This is a genomic window from Rhodococcus sp. 05-2254-2 (assembly GCF_002259095.1).
GTDB lineage: Bacteria > Actinomycetota > Actinomycetes > Mycobacteriales > Mycobacteriaceae > Rhodococcoides.
In genome coordinates, this window is record NZ_NOZJ01000022.1 from 105,637 (window position 1) to 125,879 (window position 20,243).

Annotated in this window: 16 protein-coding genes; 10 read left to right on the plus strand and 6 right to left on the minus strand. The window is 61.8% G+C overall.

Annotated features, from left to right (window positions below; all coding sequences use genetic code 11):
* The 4 genes from CH283_RS27070 to CH283_RS27085 form a co-directional block, all read right to left on the minus strand.
* Positions 1-1,371 (minus strand): MmgE/PrpD family protein, encoded by a 1,371-nt coding sequence (locus CH283_RS27070; protein ID WP_094639960.1) that lies wholly within the window; start codon positions 1,369-1,371, stop codon positions 1-3.
* The gene (locus CH283_RS27075; protein ID WP_094634840.1) at positions 1,368-2,585 is read right to left on the minus strand and encodes a CaiB/BaiF CoA transferase family protein; all 1,218 of its coding nucleotides are present in this window, start codon (positions 2,583-2,585) and stop codon (positions 1,368-1,370) included. Before CH283_RS27075 ends, CH283_RS27070 begins: the two co-directional genes overlap by 4 nt.
* Positions 2,582-3,130: a MaoC family dehydratase gene (locus CH283_RS27080; protein ID WP_032379726.1), complete on the minus strand. Its 549-nt coding sequence runs from the start codon at positions 3,128-3,130 to the stop codon at positions 2,582-2,584. Before CH283_RS27080 ends, CH283_RS27075 begins: the two co-directional genes overlap by 4 nt.
* Before the next feature lie 131 nt (positions 3,131-3,261).
* On the minus strand, positions 3,262-3,996 hold the full coding sequence (locus tag CH283_RS27085; protein ID WP_094639959.1) for a FadR/GntR family transcriptional regulator: 735 nt from the start codon (positions 3,994-3,996) through the stop codon (positions 3,262-3,264).
* 297 nt (positions 3,997-4,293) lie between these two features.
* On the opposite strand from CH283_RS27085, the gene CH283_RS27090 reads away from it, so the two are divergent.
* From CH283_RS27090 to CH283_RS27125, 8 genes are all read left to right on the plus strand, one after another.
* Positions 4,294-6,375, plus strand: coding sequence for a hydantoinase/oxoprolinase family protein (locus CH283_RS27090; protein WP_094639958.1), 2,082 nt, complete (start codon positions 4,294-4,296; stop codon positions 6,373-6,375).
* A complete protein-coding gene (locus CH283_RS27095; protein WP_037148397.1) occupies positions 6,372-8,189 on the plus strand; it encodes a hydantoinase B/oxoprolinase family protein in 1,818 nt (605 codons plus the stop codon). Before CH283_RS27090 ends, CH283_RS27095 begins: the two co-directional genes overlap by 4 nt.
* Complete coding sequence (locus tag CH283_RS27100) at positions 8,135-9,394, plus strand: amidase (RefSeq protein WP_255183372.1); 1,260 nt, start codon at positions 8,135-8,137, stop codon at positions 9,392-9,394. The genes CH283_RS27095 and CH283_RS27100 overlap by 55 nt, the downstream gene beginning before the upstream one ends.
* A 105-nt stretch (positions 9,395-9,499) precedes the next feature.
* Positions 9,500-10,588 carry an ABC transporter substrate-binding protein gene (locus tag CH283_RS27105; protein WP_255183373.1) on the plus strand — a complete coding sequence of 363 codons (1,089 nt, stop codon included), beginning with the start codon at positions 9,500-9,502 and terminating at the stop codon, positions 10,586-10,588.
* A 31-nt stretch (positions 10,589-10,619) separates the two neighbouring features.
* Positions 10,620-11,429 (plus strand): ABC transporter ATP-binding protein, encoded by an 810-nt coding sequence (locus CH283_RS27110; protein ID WP_094639956.1) that lies wholly within the window; start codon positions 10,620-10,622, stop codon positions 11,427-11,429.
* Positions 11,426-12,250 (plus strand): ABC transporter permease, encoded by an 825-nt coding sequence (locus CH283_RS27115; RefSeq protein WP_094639955.1) that lies wholly within the window; start codon positions 11,426-11,428, stop codon positions 12,248-12,250. Before CH283_RS27110 ends, CH283_RS27115 begins: the two co-directional genes overlap by 4 nt.
* Positions 12,250-13,071, plus strand: coding sequence for an ABC transporter permease (locus tag CH283_RS27120; protein WP_094639954.1), 822 nt, complete (start codon positions 12,250-12,252; stop codon positions 13,069-13,071). The genes CH283_RS27115 and CH283_RS27120 overlap by 1 nt, the downstream gene beginning before the upstream one ends.
* Before the next feature lie 757 nt (positions 13,072-13,828).
* Positions 13,829-16,051 (plus strand): protein kinase domain-containing protein, encoded by a 2,223-nt coding sequence (locus CH283_RS27125; RefSeq protein ID WP_094639953.1) that lies wholly within the window; start codon positions 13,829-13,831, stop codon positions 16,049-16,051.
* 418 nt (positions 16,052-16,469) lie between these two features.
* Here the strand turns inward: CH283_RS27125 and CH283_RS27130 are convergent, their stop codons facing one another.
* The gene (locus CH283_RS27130; RefSeq protein WP_094639952.1) at positions 16,470-16,769 is read right to left on the minus strand and encodes a nucleoside triphosphate pyrophosphohydrolase; all 300 of its coding nucleotides are present in this window, start codon (positions 16,767-16,769) and stop codon (positions 16,470-16,472) included.
* 18 nt (positions 16,770-16,787) lie between these two features.
* On the opposite strand from CH283_RS27130, the gene CH283_RS27135 reads away from it, so the two are divergent.
* A complete protein-coding gene (locus CH283_RS27135) occupies positions 16,788-17,903 on the plus strand; it encodes an HNH endonuclease (RefSeq protein ID WP_094639951.1) in 1,116 nt (371 codons plus the stop codon).
* 306 nt (positions 17,904-18,209) lie between these two features.
* Here CH283_RS27135 and upp read toward each other — a convergent pair whose 3' ends face one another.
* Complete coding sequence (upp, locus tag CH283_RS27140) at positions 18,210-18,833, minus strand: uracil phosphoribosyltransferase (RefSeq protein ID WP_094639950.1); 624 nt, start codon at positions 18,831-18,833, stop codon at positions 18,210-18,212.
* Positions 18,834-19,051: 218 nt separating this feature from the next.
* Here upp and CH283_RS27145 point away from each other — a divergent pair, with 218 nt between their 5' ends.
* Positions 19,052-20,224: a CaiB/BaiF CoA transferase family protein gene (locus CH283_RS27145; RefSeq protein WP_094639949.1), complete on the plus strand. Its 1,173-nt coding sequence runs from the start codon at positions 19,052-19,054 to the stop codon at positions 20,222-20,224.
* Positions 20,225-20,243 lie beyond the last annotated feature (19 nt).

Here is a 20,243-nt window from a genome sequence, read left to right on the forward strand (position 1 = left end):
TCAGGGTGCCGGCGCGATGGCTGCGGCGAGATCGAGAATGGCGGTCAGGTCGGTTTCGTCGACCAGTCCGAGGATGCGGTCGGCGAGCTCGGCGGCACGAGAATCGTTGCCGCAGTTGCCGAGAAACTTCTCCAGCAGACGGTCGTCGCTCAGCGGGAATCCGGCGGATCCCTGACTGCCGCCGACGGAGGCGTCGAGCACGCGTCCGTCGGTGAGCGTGAGAATCGCCCTGCCCGACGCGGCCGCCGCGGGAACCTCGGACGGCAGGTTCGTCACCCGCACCTTCCGGGCGGTGACGAGGACGTCGTCGCGTGCAATGGATTCGTCGGTGTAGGTCGAGACGGTGATCGATCCGTCGTGCAGTAACGCGGCCACACTCCAGGGCAGATCGAACTTGCCGTCGTAGGTGCTGCGCGGTGACGCGACCCCGGTGTTCGGGCCACAGACGAACGGGCTCGAATCGGGGTGAACGAACACCTCGATATCGGCCACGTCGCGCGCTTGAACCGCATTGTCCCCGAGCGCCTTCGTCACCGCGTCGAGCGTGACGTGCATGAGCTGGCAACTGGGGTACGGCTTGATGCCGATCCGGGTGGCTTCCCACCGCGTGCCGAGTCCTTCGGTCAGTGCCGCGAAGTTCGTCGGCCGATCGGTCAGCGCAGCGTAGATGCCGCGTCGACCTTCCAGAACCGACGAGGGGCCGGTGGCACCGGCGGCGGCGAGTCGGGCGGCCAGAACACCGTTCATGCTGGCCGATCCGGGATGCAGCGCCTTGGTGTCCGCGTCCGTGTCGAGGAACTCGAGCAGTCCCGAGCTCGACGATCCGGCGATCCCCAGGGCGTTGACCATCGTCTCGGTGTCGAACTTCGAGAGGTGTCCGGTGACGAGTGCGGCGGTGAGCGGTCCTACCGCTGCCGTGGCATGTACGCCCCGAGCGTGAAATCCGTGCGGACTGACTTCACCGAGGCGACAGGCAGTTTCGAGACCGAGAGTCGCGGCGGTCAGCACATTCGCCCCGGAGGCCGACACCTGCTGCCCGACGGCAAATGCCGCGGGCAACGACACCGCCGTCGCGTGCACCAATGCTCCCGCATGCGTGTCGTCGAAATCCAGGGAATGCAGCATCACCCCGGTCGCGAAGGCGGCTGCCGGTGCGGACAGGCCTCGGATGCCGGTGAGAGGCCGCGCCTCCGGTGGGCCGCCGAGAGCGTCGGCGACTGTCCAGCCCGGCTGTCCGTAGCCGAGGCGTTGGGCCGCAACGGTATTACCGACGCCATCGAGTAGGTGACGCGCGGCCGCGTGCCTGACGTCCTCGGACAGATCGGCAACGGTCACACTCGATGCCCACTCCGCCAAGATCGTCGAAGTCACGCCCGGACCTCGTCCTTCGCCGTACCGAAAGCGCCCTCCGCCTTCAGTTTCGCGACGCGTTCGTCGTCGTAGCCCAGTTGGTCGCGCACGATGTCGTCGAAGTGCTCGTTGCGTTGCGGCGCTCGGCGGTACTGCTTGGCCTCGGAACCGAAGTTCACCGGTGAGGCGACCTGACGCACCGTGTTGTAGACCGGATGCTCTGTCTCGACCACAAGATTGCGGGCGATCGTGTGCGGCTCGGTCAAGGCGTGCTCGACGTCGTTGATCGGCCCGGTAGGCACCCCGGCCGGGCCGAGCTTCGAGAGCCAGTGCTCGACGGTGTTGGTGGCGAACACCTCTTCCAGGATTGGCAGCAGCACGTCCTGATGCTTGCCGCGCAGCGAGAAGTTGCTGAACCGTGGATCGGCACCGAGGTCCGGTCGATCGATGGCGACAACCAAGCGGTCCCAGAACTTCTCCTTCGCGCAACCCACGATGAGCCAGCCGTCCGTTGCCTCGAAGGCCTGGAACGGTACCAAGGAGGGGTGGGCCGAGTTCTTCGTGCGGATCGGCTCGAAGCCGGCGTTGAGATGCCACGTCGCGGGGTAGGTGAGCAGAGACATCGCCGTGTCGTACAACGAGACGTCGCAGTCCCCACCGATGCCGTCGCGTCGGGCAGCGTGCAATCCCGACAGCAAAGAGATCGCGGCGACGAATCCACCGGAGTAATCGACCAGCGACAGACCGGATTTGGTGGGCGGGCCGTCCGGGTCGCCGGTGACGCTCATCCAGCCGGCAAGTCCCTGCAGAATGTAGTCGTAGCCAGGCTCTTTCGCGCGCGGGCCGGTCATGCCGAAGCCGGTGAGGCTGCAGCACACGATCGCGGGATTGAGGTGCTTGAGCTGGTCGTAGGTGATGCCGATCTTCTCCGGCACGTCGCCGCGGAGGTTGGAGTAGACGGCGTCGCTGGTACGGACGAGGTCCTCGAACACCGCTCGCCCACTCGGGGTCGAAAGATCAAGGGAGAGACTGCGTTTGTTGCGGTTGAAGCTCTCGAAAAACAGCGAGTCCTCGCCCTCGTTGTAGGGCGGGACATAGCGTCCGACGTCGCCGCCGACGCTGGGGTCCTCGATCTTGATGACATCCGCGCCGAGGTCGGCCAGATGCAGGCTGCCGAACGGGCCCGCGCCGTACTGCTCGAGGGAGATGATGCGGACGTCTTCGAGTGGCCTCATGCGTCGGAATCCTTAATCTGGGGAAGTTCGAGCGGGCCGTTCTGCGCTTCGGGGAAGTAGTTCTGCCCGATGCCACTGTCACGGGTGGCGACCATGACCGAGCGCTTCCACGAAATGACCTCGACGCCATCCTGATTGAGGCCGCGGGTGATCATAGAGACGATGCCGGCGTAGGGGCGCGACTCTGACTTACGCAGTCCCGTGCAGATGCTTTCGGCGTACAGCGTGTCGCCTGCGTACACCGGGTGGGACATCTTGATGTCGGTGAAGGCCAGGTTCGAGATTGCGTTCTGACTCATGTCGATCACCGAAAGTCCCAGCACCACAGAGACTGTGAAGCCGGAATTGACGATGACCTTCCCATCGGTGATGGGGTTCTGCGATGCCAGGTGCGCGTTGAAATGGTTCTGGTTGGTGTTGAGCGACAGCAGCGTGATCCACGTGTTGTCGGTCTCCGAGATCGTCCGCCCGAAGGGATGTTGGTAGACGTCCCCCACGGCGTAGTCGTCGAAGAAGCGCCCCAGAACGGCCGGATGGATTGCCACCGTGTCTCCTCGTGTCGGTTTGGCGAGTGCCTTACCTAGACCATAAACATCAGATGTTTATGGCGTCAAGGGTTCAGCGAAACCGATAATCGACGGGCTTCAGGCAGACCGGCTCGATAAAGAGCAGATGTTTACGGGTTGCGGAGTCGATCCATCTGTCGGTACGAGTCGCCGAGGTGGTCGAGATGCTTACGCATCAGGTCCATCGCGGCCATCGAATCACCGGCGGCCACCACGTCGCGCAGCCCTCGGTGGTCACTGTCGACGCATTGCCAGAAGCCCTCGGGCGCGTGATCACGCCCGAATCGGCCGGACAGCACACGAAAGACGGGCGCGGTGATGAGCTCGAGCAGCGGGTTGTGCGCCGCACGAAGCAAGACCAGGTGAAATTCCTGGTTCTTGGCGAAAGTCTCGGGGCCCTGCAGCTCGTTGGGGTCGAAGATCGACGCGTTGAGCTGTTCGAGATGCTCGTCGGTGCGGCGGAACGCAGCGATGCCTGCGGCCGGCACCTCCATCAGGTTGCGCACTTCCATGAGCTGGTCGACGGTGACGGTTTCCGCGGCGGCCATCAGTGCGACACCGGTTTCCAGATGCTCGCTGATGTGTCCGACGCTGGGGACGGCGACGAAGCTACCTCCGGTGACGCCACGCGTCGTCTCGATCAGGTTCTGACTGGCCAGGGAGCGAAGGGCCTCGCGAATGGTGCTGCGGCCCACGCCGAATTCGGCGGTCAACTCCGCTTCGCCGGGGAGACGCTCACCGGGCTGCAGTTCACCGGACAGGATGCGAGTGCGTAGATGTCCCGCGAGGACCGCATACGCGGGGACGCTCTTGGCTGCGCCCTTGAGCGATGCCGATTCGGCCACTTCTCCCCCTGTATCTCGACGACGGCTGACGATCGGCTCGAGCTTAGCCTGGCCAGCGATTCACCATGCACGGATCGCAGACTCCTATACATCCGCTCTTTACCACCCGATTCCGGCCGGAAACGGCCGATGGCGGCGAGAACCTTACAAACCGGACTGAAAACATCAGAGGTATTGCTTTTCCAGAGGATCATCAGCACTATGACTCATGTCACCTTCGTGGTGACCACACGACTTCGCAGGACAGGCCGAGCACGCCTTTCCGCTCCACTCGGGCACCGACAGAACGGACGCAGCATGAAACGCATTGGAGTCGACGTCGGCGGCACGTTCACCGACCTCGTCCTGTGGGACGACGACGGCACGGTCGTCGTACACAAGACCCCGTCCACCAACCACGACCCCTCGATCGGCACGATGGACGGAATCAAGGTCCTCGCCGAACGCGCCGGGATCGACCCGTCCGAAATCGACATGTTCTTCCACGGCACCACCGTGGCCACCAACATCGTGCTCGAGCACAACGGCTGTGACGTCGGCATGATCACCACCGAGGGTTTCCGCGACCTGCTGCACATCGCGCGTAAGAAGCGTCCTCTAAATTACTCGAATTACCAGGATCTTCCGTGGCAGAAGTGGCAGCTCGTGCCGCGACGCAACCGGCGGGTGGTCCCGGAACGAATCGACGCCGCAGGGAATATTCTGACCCCGCTCGACGAAGATGCTGTGCGCGAACAAGTTCGCCTGCTGCGTGACCGAGGCGTGCAGGCCATTGCCGTGGCTTTCCTGCACGCGTACCGCAATCCGACTCACGAGCAGCGCGTGCGAGCCATCATCGAGGAGGAGTTCCCCGGCGTCTTCATCTCCCTCTCCAGTGAGGTCGCCCCGCAATACCGCGAGTACGAACGCTTCTCGACCGCAGCGCTCAACGCCTTCATCGGACCGAAGACATCGAAGTACATCGAGAACCTGGCCGGCAAAGCCAAGGCCGCGCTGGTCGGCGAAGACGTGCATCTGATGACCTCGGCCGGCGGACTCGTCACCTCTCGCAGCGCCAGCGAAATCCCGGTCTCACTCCTGACCAGCGGTGTCGTCGCCGGCCTCCTCGGCGGATGCGCCATCGGCAAAGCGTCCGGATTCCCCAGTGTCATCACACTCGATGTCGGCGGAACCTCCGCGGACGTCGGAGTGGCACCGGACGGCGCTCTGCGCATGAAACATCTGCTCGACACCCGGATCGGTGACTATCACGCGATGGTGCCGATGGCCGAGGTCGACACCATCGGTGCCGGAGGTGGATCCATCGCCGTCGTCGACGACGGAGGCATGTTCCGCGTCGGACCACGTAGTGCGGGAGCCGTTCCCGGCCCGGCCTGCTACGGACACGGCGGCACCGAACCGACCTCCACCGACGCCATGGTGATGATGGGATGGCTGCGGGAGAAGAGCTTCCTGTCCGGCACTATGGAGGTCAAGCCCGAGTTGGCACGTCAGGCGATTCAAACGCATATCGCCGACAAGCTCGACACCCCACTCGACGACGCCGCGATGGGCATCTTCAAGATCCTCGCCCATTCCATGACCGAGGCCATCAGCCTGCACTCGGTACGTAAAGGCTATGACCCACGGGACTTCTCACTGATCGCCGAAGGTGGTGCCGGTCCACTGTTCGCGTGGCAGATCGCCGACCAGCTCGGCATTCCACGCGTGATCGTGCCCGGCCACCCCGGCATCACCTCCGCCGTCGGGCTGCTCACCACCGACATCCGCTACGAGGAGCCGACGACGGTGTGGACGTCGTCTGCAGACCCGAACATCGAACTCCTGCAGGAGCAGATCGAGCGCCTGTCCGCCCTCGCCGTAGCGCAGCTCGAGAAAGACGGCGTTACAGCAGAGAACATTTCGCTCGAACGCAGCGTCGACTGCCGCTACGTCGGCCAGGGTTACGAATTACGCGTCGCCGCGCCAGACGGCGACATCGACGACGTGTGGGTCAAGACTGTCGCCGAGGCATTCCACGACGTGCACGGACGCACCTACTCACAGCGGTTCGACGACAAACCCGTGCAGCTGATCAACGTCCGAGTCACCGGCGTGGGTGCGGTACCGCACGTCCAGATCGCCGACATCGCCGTGGGCACCGCCGACTCCTCGGCCGCGATCAAGACGACAACCAAAGCACTGTTCTGGCAGGACGAGACTTCCGCGCCACAGTGGGTGGACACACCCGTCTACGAGCGGTCGTTGTTGTTGGCGAACAACGAGATCGACGGTCCGGCGATCGTCGAGCAGTTCGACTCCACCACGATCATCGGCATGAATCAGCACGCCACCGTCGACGCTGTCGGCCACATCATCATCGAGAGGAACCCCGCATGAGCAAGGCGCTGATGCCCACCACCGGAGTGTCACTGGCGGGCGAATCCACTCGAACCTGGAACGACGTCGAGGTCGATCCCATCACGCTGCGCGTCATCGGCGGAGCCCTGCAATCGATGGCCAAGGAGATGGCCCAAGTCCTCTACCGCATGGCGTACTCCTCGCTCATCCGCGAGTCCGAGGACCTCGGCGCGGGCATCTTCGACATCAACGGACGTGAACTGTGTGAATCGGATTCGACTCCGATGCACTGTGGTTCGATTCCGGCATACATCAAGGGTGTCAACCGTCGCCTCGCCGGAACGTACAAGCCCGGAGATGTGGTGCTGCACAATCATCCGTACCACGGCGCGGCTCACTCACCCGACTACGGCGTGATCATCCCGATCTTCTGGCAGGGCGAACACATCGGCTTCGCCGGGTGTACTGGACACGTCTCCGATGTCGGCGGCAACTTCCCCGGCCTGTGCATGGATGTCGTCGACGTGTGGGCCGAGGGCAAGCTGATGGACTCGATGAAGATCTACGAGGCCGGTGTCCGCAACGACTACTTGATTCAGCACATCCTCGACAACGTCCGCACACCGGAGCAGAACCGCGGCGACCTCGAAGCGTTGATCGCATGCTCGCGGATCGGGGAAAAACGATTCACCGAGCTCCTCGAGAAGTACGGCCTCGACACCGTCATGAGCGCGGGCGAACGCTGGATGGACTACTCCGAATCGATGCTGCGCAAAAAGATTCGCGAGATTCCCGACGGCAGCTACACCGCACCCATCGGGTACCTCGACGACGACGGTAAGAACCGTGACGAACCACTGAAGGTGGCCGTGCGGGTGCAGGTCGAGGGCGAGGACATTCTCATCGACCTCACCGGCTCCAACAGCCAGGTACCCACCGCGTTCAACGTCCCGTTCGAAGGTTCGGTTCTACCGGTGGCCGTCTCGGCCATTCGCACGATTCTGCTCGACGAAGATCTGACGGAGGAATTCGTTCCCCAGAACGACGGGTGCTTCCGGCCCGTCAAGGCCTATGCCCCCGAGGGGACGATCTTCAACCCGGACTTCCCGGCATCGTGCTTCGCGCGGTTCTCGCAGGTGAACCGTGTGTTCGACTCGATCAATCTTGCTCTAGCCCCGGTGCTTCCGGATCACGCCATCGCGGGATCGTCCGCTGCTCTGTGCGCCATCGCCTACTCCGGCATCGCCCCAGACGGCGAATCCTATTGGGTGTACATCGAAATCAACGAGGGCTCGTACGGTGGCCGCAACGGCAAGGACGGCATGGACGCCGTCGACGCCCTGATGGCCAACACCCGCAACAACCCCATCGAGGAGCTCGAGCTCAACCACGCCATGCGTGCGTTGCGGTACGAGCTGCGCGACGAGGCTCCTGCGCCAGGCAAGTGGCGCGGCGGTATCGGCAGTGTGCGCAAGTGGTTGATGGAGACCGATACGTTCCTCGGGTCCGAGGCCGACAACCGGTCGGATCCGCCGGCCGGTGCCCTCGGTGGCCACAATGGTGTGTCCGGCTCGTTCACCAGGAACGCCGGGACCGATCGCGAGGAAGTGTTGTACTCCAAGGTCACTCAGGAGACGATTCGTTCCGGTGAGACGCTGGAGATCAAACTGCCCTCGGGCGGTGGCTTCGGAAACCCGTTCGAGCGTGATCCGTTTCAGGTGCTCAGCGACGTCTGGGACGAGTACCTCACCGAGGACGATGCTCGACGCGACTACGGTGTGGTCGTGAACACCGATTCGTGGACGGTCGACGAGGACGCGACGGCCGAGCTGCGCGCCCGGAGCGCGGCCTGATCCAGGACGGGACCTTCGGCGGTGTCGTCCGGTGGATCGACGACCGGAACGACACCCCGGGGCCCCTGTCCGGCCTGCGCATCGGCGTCAAGGACAACATCGACGTGGCCGGTGTCGAGACCACCTGTGCATCGAAGTTCTTATTGGACAACGTCGCCGCGTCGGACGCCGAGGTCGTCACCCGCCTGCGGGACGCCGGCGGGTCGGTGGTCGCGAAACTGAACATGGCCGAGTTCGCTGTCGGCGTCACCTCGCAGAACTCGGCCGCGGGGCCGTCGTACAACCCTTGGAATCGCGCTCGGGTGCCCGGCGGATCGAGTGGTGGTTCGGGAATTGCCGTCGCCGCCGGATTGGTCGACGCGTCCCTGGGCACCGACACCGGCGGGTCGGTTCGCCTACCCGCCGCAGCGTGTGGAATCACCGGTCTACGACCGAGCTGGGGATCGATCAGCAACGACGGCGTGTTCCCGGTGAGCGAGCAGTTCGATACCGTCGGCCCGATGGCGCGGTCGGTCGCCGAGGTGAAGGCTCTGTTCGACGTCCTGTCCCCCACTCCCTTGGCTCCGGCGGACATCACGCGCATCGGTGTGCCGACCGTGTTTCTCACCGCCGACGTGGATCCCGGTGTTGCTCAGACAGCCGCGGTTGCCGTTCGCACACTCGCGGAGCTGGGCTACGAGATCGTCCCTATCGAACTCGCGCACGCGGCCGATGCCCAAGACATCGTCTACACGATCGTCTACAGCGACCTCGCTCGCCGCCATCGGCATCGGCTCGACACCGAGGCCTCCCGCTTCCAACCCGCTACCCGTGAGCGAATAGCGTTGGGCCTGAAAATCTCCGAGTCCGACCGCGCCCGTGCAATCACCGGCCGCGACCGATTCCGCGAGGCCATGACCGCGACGTTCGAGACGGTCGACGTGGTGCTGACCCCGACCATGCCAGTCGACGTTCCCCCGCGGGACGGGGGCGACGACGTCGTCGCGCTGTCACGGCGAATGGGCCAATTCACGTACCCGTGGTCTCTGCACGACGGTCCGACGCTGGCTCTGCCGGTCGGGTTTCACCCGTACTCGGGCATGCCGGTGGGAGCGCAACTCACCGCTGCGGCGCACCGTGAAGGTGCGTTGTTCGCAGTGGGTGAGCGGTATCAGTCCGTGACCGACTGGCATCGGACATTTCCGACCCATACATCAGATCTTTAATTGACCTGCGGGACCATTTCTCGCGGAATCCGTCGACAACAGGCCGCCTTGACGCCCTAAACATCTTATGTTTAGGTTGAATGCAGTTGTTACGTACGTCTCACAATGAGTGCTCGTGCGACAGCCGCCACTCCCACTTTCGGTAAGCGCTACGCCGATCATCCAGCGAGGACGCAGATGCATTTACGCCGAGCCACGTCCATCATGGCAGCACTGACGCTGTCCACCGCATTGGTGGCCTGCGGATCAGATCCCGGTCCCGACGCGGACCCCGCCAATCCGGTCACGATCGACGTCACCGTCTCGGCAGCGGCCGAAATCTACAGCATCCCTTGGCTTGTCGCGCAGCAACAGGGACTGTTCGAGAAGCACGGTGTCATCGTGGAGAACATCGTGCCGGGCAAGGGCGGCAGCGCGACCATGCGCACACTGCTCGACGGCAACATCCCCATCGGTGAAGTCAGTTACCCGTCGATCGTGCAGGCGGACGCGGCCGGTTCCGAACTACGCATCGTCGGCGGCGGCACCCAAGGGCCGTATCCGATGAATTTCTACGCGCTCGCCTCGAACCCAAACATCAACTCCATCGAGGACGTCCGCCGCTGGGCGTACACCCGGCCCAACTCGGCGTCCGACGCCCTCACCCGCCTCATTCCCTCACTCGCGGGCGTCGACGCCGGCCAGATCGAGCGGGTCGCCTCCGGCGGAATCGGTGAAGGCTTCGCGCTTCTCGAAGCAGGCAACGTCGACATCGCTCTCGTCCCCTCCATCGTCGCCGAGCAGCGCCCGGAGGACTTCAAGCTGATCGTCAGCAGCCCCGACTACATGTCTCGGTTCCTGCAGTCGACGATCACCACGACCAAGGACTACGCCGCCAGCAACCCCGGGGTCGTGCGCGCCATCAACGCCGGCTACACCGAGGCGGTCGCATCGATCAAGGCCGATCCTGTTGCGGCAGCTGAGATTTACGCGAACTACACCGGATTCGACGTGGAGTCGGCCACCGCGGTGGTCGAGCGGGCGTCGTCGGTCGACACGTGGGGCGGCGGGTTCGATACGGCGTCCGTCATGTCCGCGCAGGACGGAGTGGAGGCGTCGGGCAGCGATCGTGAACCCGATTTCTGCACCCTGTTCGACCCGGACTTCCTCGCCAAGGGAGTCACGAACGACATGCCCGACGACTGCGAATCCTGACCACAATTTCCCACCACCAGAAGGTAGCGACGTGACGCAAACATCGGTTCGACCTCACCAAGACACCACCTCGGCCATCGCCGTCGCGTCCTCGGTGTCGAGACACTTCGGCGACGTGACGGCCCTGCACGAAATCGACTTGTCCATAGGCCGAGGCGAATTCGTCTCCGTCGTCGGCCCCAGTGGCTGCGGCAAGTCGACTCTGCTCGAGGTGTTCGCAGGCCTACAGGATCACGACGGCGGCACCGTGCAGATCGACGGTCGGCCGTTGACCGGACCCCGCTCCAAAACTGCGGTGATCTTCCAGGAATCGGCGACGCTGCCCTGGCGGACCGTGCGAGACAACGTCGCGTTCGCCCTCGAAGTCCGCGGGGTAGGCAAGAAGGAGCGTCGGGCCCGCGCCGACGAGCTGCTGAACACTGTGGGGCTGAGCAAGTTCGGCGACCACTACCCCACCCAGTTGTCCGGCGGTATGCGCCAGCGTGTGGCCATCGCGCGCTGCCTGTCCATGGAGCCCGACCTCATTCTCGCGGACGAGCCGTTCGGCGCACTCGACGAACAGACGCGACTGGTGATGTCGTACGAGCTTCTCAAGATCGTCGAAAAGCTCACGTGCGGAGTCCTGTTCATCACCCACAGCATTCAGGAGGCAGTACTGCTGTCCGACCGCGTGCTGGTGATGAGTGCGCGGCCCGGCCGATTCATCGACGAGGTGGACATCGATCTTCCGCGCCCGCGATCCGAGGACGTACTGGCAAGTCCCGACGCTGTTGCACTGCACGAGCGCATCTGGTCGCGGCTGCGGGACGAGGCCAAGAAGACGATGAGCATCGAACCATGAGTGCGCCCACGCGCGAGAGCACGCGCGCCTCCGTGGTTCCCGGATACATCCGGCCGGCCCCCTCCACCCAACTCGGTCTCCCCGCCTGGGGATGGACCGTTCTCATCCTCGTCGCGGCACTGGTGGTCATCGACATCTCGGCACGATTCTTCGCCTCACCGCTGGACATCGTTCCGGTGACCGACATGATCTCGACGTCGCTGGGCTTGCTGACCGACCCTGACTTCCTGATCGACGAGTTGGGCCGGACGCTGGGGATCATCGTCCTCGCCTTCGTGCTCAGTTCCGTACTCGGTGTCGCCGCCGCGTACGTTCTGTGGCGGTACGAGTTGTGGGACAGAGCGTTTCAGCCGTACCTCAACGTCTACTACGCGGTCCCGACGTTTGCGCTGTATCCGATCATGGTGGTGCTGTTCGGTGCCGGCGTGGCTCCGATCGCCATCCTGTCCACCATTTTCGCCTTCGGTGTCGTGGCGTTGAACGCGCGCACCGGTTTCAACGCGGTATCGCCGATCGTCACCAAGCTCGGCACCACACTGATGCTCACACGGTGGCAGTACTTCCGATCGGTACTGCTGCCGTATGCGTTGCCGAGCATCGTGACCGGACTCAAACTGGGGCTCTCGTACGCCGTCATCTCGGTGCTGGCCAGTGAGTTCATCCTCTCGACTCAAGGCCTGGGCCACTTCATCTCCATCGCCTACGACGGGTTCGACATCGCCGACATGTATGCCGGGATCCTCATCGTGGCGCTGATCGCGCTGCTCTCGACCTCGCTGATCTCTCTCGCGCTCAACCGATTCGATTGGAGGCGCCGCTGATGAGCAGCACCTTGGACAGAGTAGTCACCGCCCCCACCGCTCCCCCGAAGGTCACGTCGTCCGCGGGCCGCACCAATGCCCGACGGTTCCTCCCTCCTCTGGTCGTGGCCGTCGTCGCGGTCCTGATCTGGTGGGTCGCGGCGGTTCTGGTCGACAGTCTCATCTTCCCGACGCCTGCCGAGGCCATGGCCTCGCTCGCCGAGGACCTGGGCAAGGCGGACTTCCGCGCCAATGTCGGCGACTCCCTGCGCATTCTCGTGCTCGCGTTTATCGCCAGCACAGTCGTGGGCTCACTGCTCGGCCTGACACTGGGACTGAGTCCGTTCTGGACCCGAACCATCGCCCCGATCGTGTACTCGATCAACAGCATTCCCAAGATCGTGCTGTACCCGATCTTCCTGTCCTTCCTCGGGATCGGCGCACTGAGCCGATTCGGATTCTCCTTCTACGCCGCCTTCATCCCGATGTTCCTCGTCGCAGTCGAGGCGACGGCGTCGGTCCAGAAAATCCATCTGAAAATGGCGGCGTCACTGCAAGTGAGCTGGCCCAGATTGATTCGCCAGATCGTGATTCCGGCAGTGCTGCCGGCGTTGGCGACGGGAATGCGCATGACCTTCGGCTTGGCGTTCCTGGGACTGCTTCTCGCCGAGATGTTCTCGTCGTCCAGCGGCATCGGATACGAGCTCCTGCGCAACGTCAGCCTGGTGCGGATGGAAAACATCATGGGCACGGTTGTGTTGATCCTCGTGATGGCCCTGCCTCCCACCATCGCCCTGCAGTGGTTGGAGAGCCGCATCACCTCGAAGTACGGAAGTCGCTGACCTCAGTTCAGCGCTGCCACCCTGGATAGCGAACCAGACGGTGCCGCGTCTTCGAGCGGTTGAGCCGGTCGACTCACTGGCGCTTCTCGCCATGTAACGGCAGGACGTGATCGGTTCCCTGTTGTGTACTTATTCGCGCCACCGCAAGTTCGTGGACACGGCACCGACCAGTAACGGCGCTCAGATCATTGCCTAGATACCTTGTGCTTAAACGGCTTCAATCCCGATCCGTTGTTTATCTTTACTCAAACTCCGGACGGACCGAGGTCGGTAGGGAGCGTTGCACTGCCGTCTCGCTCCCGACCACGGCAGGTTCGCCAGCTCCACAGTGGCCGCGACACCAGGTGTGCAGGTTGCTTGGTGTAGAAGCCATCACCCCACCACCAAGATCGATGGACTGCGTGCGACTCGCGGGGCCTGTTTACTTGACTAGGGGCTGTCACACGTCCAGTCCAGCGAACAAGCTCCTCAGGCAGGTATGCCTCTTAGGTCTCCAAACGAGACAAACAAAGGCAGCGGCGTCAATCGTTTGAATGATTTAGACGCGCATCTCTAGCCCCTTAACAGGTCCCCAATCCCAGCGGCCGGGATCTTGAGACAGTCACGTTCAGTGCGGCAACCCTCCACACGTCCGACACGGCCTATATCCAACGTCAGCGTCTCGGCTAACCACGGATTGCCTCACGTAGAAGCGATCGCTACGGTAGCGTCCAAATCGCTGCCAACGCAGCGCTAGGGGCAAACACATGGGGGCACGTTGAAACTGGACGCCGTAGTTGTAGGCATCGATGGCTACCGAGACGCCCCCCTGCGAGGGTGCGTGAACGACGCCTCCGACATAACAGAATGCCTAACCCTCAGTCAGTACTCCTTCAATTGCATTCCTATCCACAACAGTGACGCGACTCGGTCGAACGTTTTAGCCCAACTAGGAGAATTGGCCTACGGTGACGGCGAGAGCGGAACTCTTATATTTTATTTTGCTGGCCACGGGCAAGTTCTCGGCGACCAAGGCCATCTCGTTATGTTTGACGGTACGGCATACGATCCGGGCATATCTTTAGCGCACTTAGGTCAACTCATGGAGTCCGCTAGTTCAAGCTACAAACACGTAATTGTGATTTTGGATTGCTGCCACGCAGGCTCCGCATACACGTGGACAAACAGCAGACCGATTTCAGCGCGAGACGTGGAACGTGACCTAAGAACCGTTAACGAGTCAAGGTGCATTCTCGCCGCCTGCAGACCAGAGGAGACCTCGATCGAAGTTTCGGGTCACGGAGCATTCACTGACGCCCTGGTTACCGGATTGCTGGGCGATGCCGCCAATCAATACGGCGAAGTCACGGTTTTTACTCTGCACGAGTTCGTGGATCGTTCACTGCAGGGATTGAACCAAACACCAGTGTTCAAAGGAGATATTTCCGGAACGGTTGTGCTCGGTGCAGGATTCACACCCACCACCGGAAACCCTCTGTCAGATTTTGAGATCAAGCAAGCAGTCGGGCGGGGGCAAGCACTACTGGACTCATATCAATATGTTCAAAATCGAGAATTAGACAGCGCCGAGCATAAAGACAAGCACGGACTCAAAAATTGCTCATTGGAGCTTGAGCCAATCGTAATGTGGTTCGAAGAGAAATCAAAAGGACAAGCCGCGCTGCTGAAGGATCCTATATGGATCGGGATGCAAGAAACTCTCCGAAACTATAGCTCAGCGCTCGCGCCCACGAAGAACGGGCAATCCGTGAGGCAAGGCACGATCCGAGGAAATCTGGGCGTAGGCGGATTTGGAAGTGTTTGGCTCGTTAGGGACGTCGACACCGAGGTTGCCTACAAGGTTTTCCACCCATCTGAACTTCATGACGAGATAAAGATTAACAGGTTCCGAAACGGATACAAGGCAATGCGCAAGCTTGAGCATCCACGAATCGTTGGCGTACATGACCTCACAGAGGCACCATTGGGAATCGTTATGGATTATATAGACGGAAAGAATCTTCGCGATTCATATATTGATCGTAGCGACGCGTCACTTTGCCTCCGCATCATTAATGAAATATGCGAAACGGTCGAACACGCTCACTCGAAGGATGTCTTGCACCGCGACATTAAACCCGAGAATATCATCATCAAGTTCTCCGAAGATGGGGTCCCAATTCCTTACCTTACTGACTTCGACCTCGCTTACCATCAGACAAACAGGACGGTTACGGCCATGTACGGCGTCGGGGGTGTCCTTAGTTACGCCGCACCAGAGCAACTACACACTCCCACCGCAAAATCCGCCAGATCTCCCGAAGTTGACGTATACAGCCTCGGCCAACTGGGGTATTACATAATTACAGGCGAAGATCCCGCGAGCGATTCGATTGAGCGAAATAAGACCAAATTGGAGCGGACACTGAAGAAGTGGACCGACCCGCGCGCCGTTACACTGCTTTACGATCTCTACGTAGCTGCGTCACAGCGAGAACCGTCGGATAGGCCGGAAAGTGTTGGGAAATTCAGATCAATAGTCTCGCGCGCCGAGGCATATGTCAATTCCCTATCTGCTGACACGAAGTTGTCCAAGTATGACTTCATCGACAGGGTTGCCCACAGCTACAGAGGCGTAGGCAAATACACCATTTCCGATCTCGCCGCCAGGATGCTGAGTCTTTCAGGGCAGGTCTCCGTCACCGTCCGCTCAAAGGGACAATCAGTAAACAGCTATGTACAGATTGACGTTGAGATTGAGATCTCGGTGACCGGAAGCATACCAATTGGGGCGTACACAACAGGTGCCAATGCGCGGAGGAACCTCAACCAGAGGCTCGACCGGTTAATCTCCAGATTCAAGAATGCGTCTAGACACCCAGGAAATGCGGGTTCTTTCCAAACGTTTGTGGCAGTAAAGAACGTTCCACTTACGACTGATGGGGTAGCCGACATCGTTGACATATTGTCACAGTGCGTTGGCTGCGTTGACGGAGCGTAGCGCTTGGATCTGAAATTATGGCTGTTCCTTCGCCGCCCGAAAATCCCCAATCAATGCTAACAAGAGAGCAGAGATACCGGCGACGACCCCAGCAAAAACGACATCGTCGGCAAGTCAACCGGGGCCAGCACCGTTCGAGACCGTCGACCAGATTTCGCACCCAGCAGAACAGCCTCCTGCACCACAATTGCACAACACGGACGTCAATACTTCGATTTTTTTGCGCAGTGGCTACTAGGCTGCGCAGCAGTCTAAAGTGACCAACAGCTACGATTCACTGCCCGCCCTTGAGCCAGCGCATCTGGTCAGCACGGTCCAGGGTCCCCTGCTGGGGCTGCGCTCGGTCTGAGCCCGTTCCGGACCCGAACCACGGTCACCAAACCTCGTTGCTCTGCGTGCCTTGCGCAGCGAACAGTCACTACTCGAGCCAGACCAGTTGCTCGAAGCCACCGCGATCCGCCCGTTTGTCCGCAACCAGGTTATCGAGATCCGAATCGGGCAGGCCCAGATGCGCGGCCAGTGCACGGACGACCTCAAGGATGTCGGCCAACTCCCCTGGCCTGTCTGATGGCGTTGCGTCATGAAATTCGCGTGCTTCCTCAAAGAGCTTGTCGATAAGTGCCGTTCCGTACTCACCATGATCGAGGGTTCGATATTCCGGAACACGACCCGAGGCTTCGATGATCGACGGAATCAGATCACGAACAGATTTTCCCATGCTCAGTAGTCTGCAGATATGTCGATTCCCTCGCCCGCTGACCCGCTGACGCTGGGCCAGCATCTGGTCAGCGTTCTCGACACCGGTGCACGCGTCGCCACCTACAAACTGGCCGTATTGGTCGCGCTCCTCGAATTCTCGGTCGAGAACGTTCCCGACTACCACAGTTCCGCCGTGGACGTCGATCTCGACGACTTGGCCGCGCGCGTTGTCGGTCTGTACTGGCGGCAGGTACGTGACTTCGACGGTCACTATCTTCGCCAGTCCACGCAGGCCAGAGCGACGATTCCCGACGCTGTCCGCGAGTTTGCTCGAGCGACGGCGACCGCCGGCCGAGAAACGCCGCTGGACATCGCTTCACGGAGGAACCCTGACCTGTTCCGCGAGATGATCAAGAAGGTGAAGCTCGTTCTCGCCACACAGCCGCTGTATCGCCTGCAGCGAGTTCCGGGCGGGTACGCGGGCGAGTCGTTTCTGTACGACGACAGTTGGATGAGCGCAAAGATGGGCATGACCACGGTCTTGGCCCACGGAAACCGCATCACACTGTACCCCGGAGTGTGTTTCGCGCTGGCGCGATTGTCCGCACTACTCAAGCCTGCGTTGATGCTGGCGTGGGTCGACGACGTCCGGCGAAAGAACAGCTTTCTCGACGAGGACGTGCCGGATCTCGAAGGCCACCTGTTCGGCAACAGTCGAATCGCGCTCATCCGTCCCAGAGCCGCGTTGATCCAGGCCTTCGGGCCGTCGTGCTTCTACTGCTCGACGCGAGTGGGACCAGAAGCCCATGTCGACCACGTACTTCCATGGTCGAGGGTCGGGATCGACGGCCTCGCGAACTTGGTGTTGGCTTGCCCATCCTGCAACACCAGCAAGTCTCAGCTGTTGCCCGCGCGACCGCACGTCCTACGTGCACTCGACCGCGGCCGCGATTCCATCACCGAATTGGCTGCAACTATCGACTGGCCGGTGCAATTCGATCGAGTGGTCACATCAGCACGGGGACTGTATGCAAGTCAACCCGTAGGCTCTCCAATCTGGCTGGGCCGAAACAAGATCACAGATCTACGGGTCGATTTTTCTTGGCTGCAGGGATACCACATCGACCTATCAAACAACTTCGATCACCAGTAGTCGACGAGCGATCAGAAATCAGTTCCGAAGTCGTCGGCTGCCCTCTGGGCAACATGTGTTCTCGACCCCATCGGCACTCGAAACACTCACGACCATGCCTGCGGCTCACAGTCACGCAATTGCTCTCGCAGCACGCACTGCACGCTTTGACTGTCCATCGTCTTCTCGTTGGTCGTGGTCGCCCAAACCTGTTCTGACGCGATGCGTCGCGCAACAGGTGGACGAGGATTGCCACTGAGGCGCATCCGGGTGGGCTGAACAACGGACATTGTTGTATAGGAATCGTTCTCGTCATATTCAGGATCGTCAGCGCGGCCCGAACTGCCGGTCCCCCGCGTCACCCAGACCGGGCACGACGAAGCCGTGATCGTTGAGCTCATCGTCGATGGCAGCGGTGACGACTCTGACCGGATGAGCGGACTTCTCCAGAGCAGCAAGGCCTTCGGGTGTCACGACTACACAGACGACCACCACGTCTGTTGCTCCGCGGGCCACCAGCAGATCGATCGTCCTAACCATCGATCCACCGGTTGCCACCATCGGATCGAGAACGAAGACCGGTGTGCCGGACAGATCGACAGGCAGCGACTCCAGATACGGCACGGGTTCGAGGGTCTCCTCGTCGCGTGCCATGCCGATGAATCCGACTCCGGACTGGGGAATCAGAGTGCTCGCCTGTTCGACCATTCCGAGTCCGGCGCGCAACACCGGCACAAGCAGAGGTGGGTGTGCGAGCCGGACACCGGTGGTGCGGGAGACCGGAGTGTCGACATCGAATTCCACCACCCGCGCATCACGCAACGCTTCGTAGACCAACGTGTGCGTAAGCTGTCGCAGCGCAGATCTGAAGGTGGCGTTGTCACTGTGCACATCGCGCATGGTCGTCAAAAGTGCTGCAGTCAAAGGGTGATCGACTATCAGTGTGTCCATGGTCGGTGATTATGGGCCGTCGATCGACCGTTCGTCCACCTGCCGTGTCCTTTGCCTACGGGTACTCGAAGACATCCGAAACCCACCTATCAGCGTCGGCAACATTTGCCAACGACTCGACAGTGATGGGCACGTTGACTCGGATCCATGACGCCTCCCTGCACTCCGTTCGGCCTCGCCGCCCACACCGAAAGCACCGACACGTGTGGGGCAGTCCGATGACGGTCGGCCCGCTGTCGGACTGTCTCGTCGTCGACCTCTCCCGCGCACTCGCCGGACCCCAAGCCGCCATGATGCTGGGCGATCTCGGCGCGCGAGTGATCAAGGTCGAGACACCGACCGGCGGTGACGACACCCGAAGCTGGGGGCCGCCCTTCGTGCCCGACAGCGACGGTGACCGGCATTCGACGTACTTCCTCTCGTGCAATCGCAACAAGGAATCCATCGCGCTCGATCTCAAGGCCCCCGACGATCGGGCAACCCTGACCGACCTAATCGGCCGCGCAGACGTACTCGTCGAGAACTTTCGACCCGGAGTCCTCGACCGCCTCGGATTCAGCATGGAGGCGTTGCACCAGCTGAATCCGCGCCTGGTCATCCTATCGATCACCGGGTTCGGGCACGACGGTCCCGAAGGCGCTCGACCCGGCTATGACCAAATCGCCCAGGGCGAAGCAGGATTGATGTCGCTGACCGGGCCCTCCCGTGACGAACCGACGCGGGTCGGTGTTCCTATAGGGGACCTGCTCGCAGGCATGAACGGTGCCTACGGCGTGGTCGCTGCACTCCACGAACGAAACACCACCGGTCGTGGACGAGTCGTGCGGACCAGCCTGTTGGCCTCCATCGTTGGCGTCCACGCGTTCCAGGGCACCCGCTACACCGTCGCCGGTGAGGTGCCCCGACCCACCGGCGGGCATCATCCGTCGATCTGCCCGTACGGCCTCTTCCACTCGGCAGAAGGTTTGGTACAGATCGCTGTCGGCAGTGAAGGGCTGTGGCGGCGCTTCGCCCCCGAGTTCGGACTGGACCGACCAGAGTGGGAAACCAACCCTCAACGCGTCGCCGATCGAGAAGCGGTGATCGCTGCGGTCGAGGAGGCTGTCGCAGACTGGCCCACCGACAAACTGCTCGGATTGCTCGGTGAATTGGGCATTCCCGCAGGGCGTGTCCGCGATCTCGCCGAGGTCTACACGTGGGAGCAGACCCGGTCGCAGGGGCTGCTGATCGACGTCGACCACTCTGCTCTCGGCACCATCACGCTGCCCGGCCCAGCACTTCGTTTCGACAGTGACTGCGAGGGTGCCGGTATGCGTGAGACCCATGCTGCTCCTCCCACCCTTGATCAGCACGGCGACTCGATCCGCGCATGGCTGGAGTCGACGTCGTGACCCGGACAGACGTACCAAC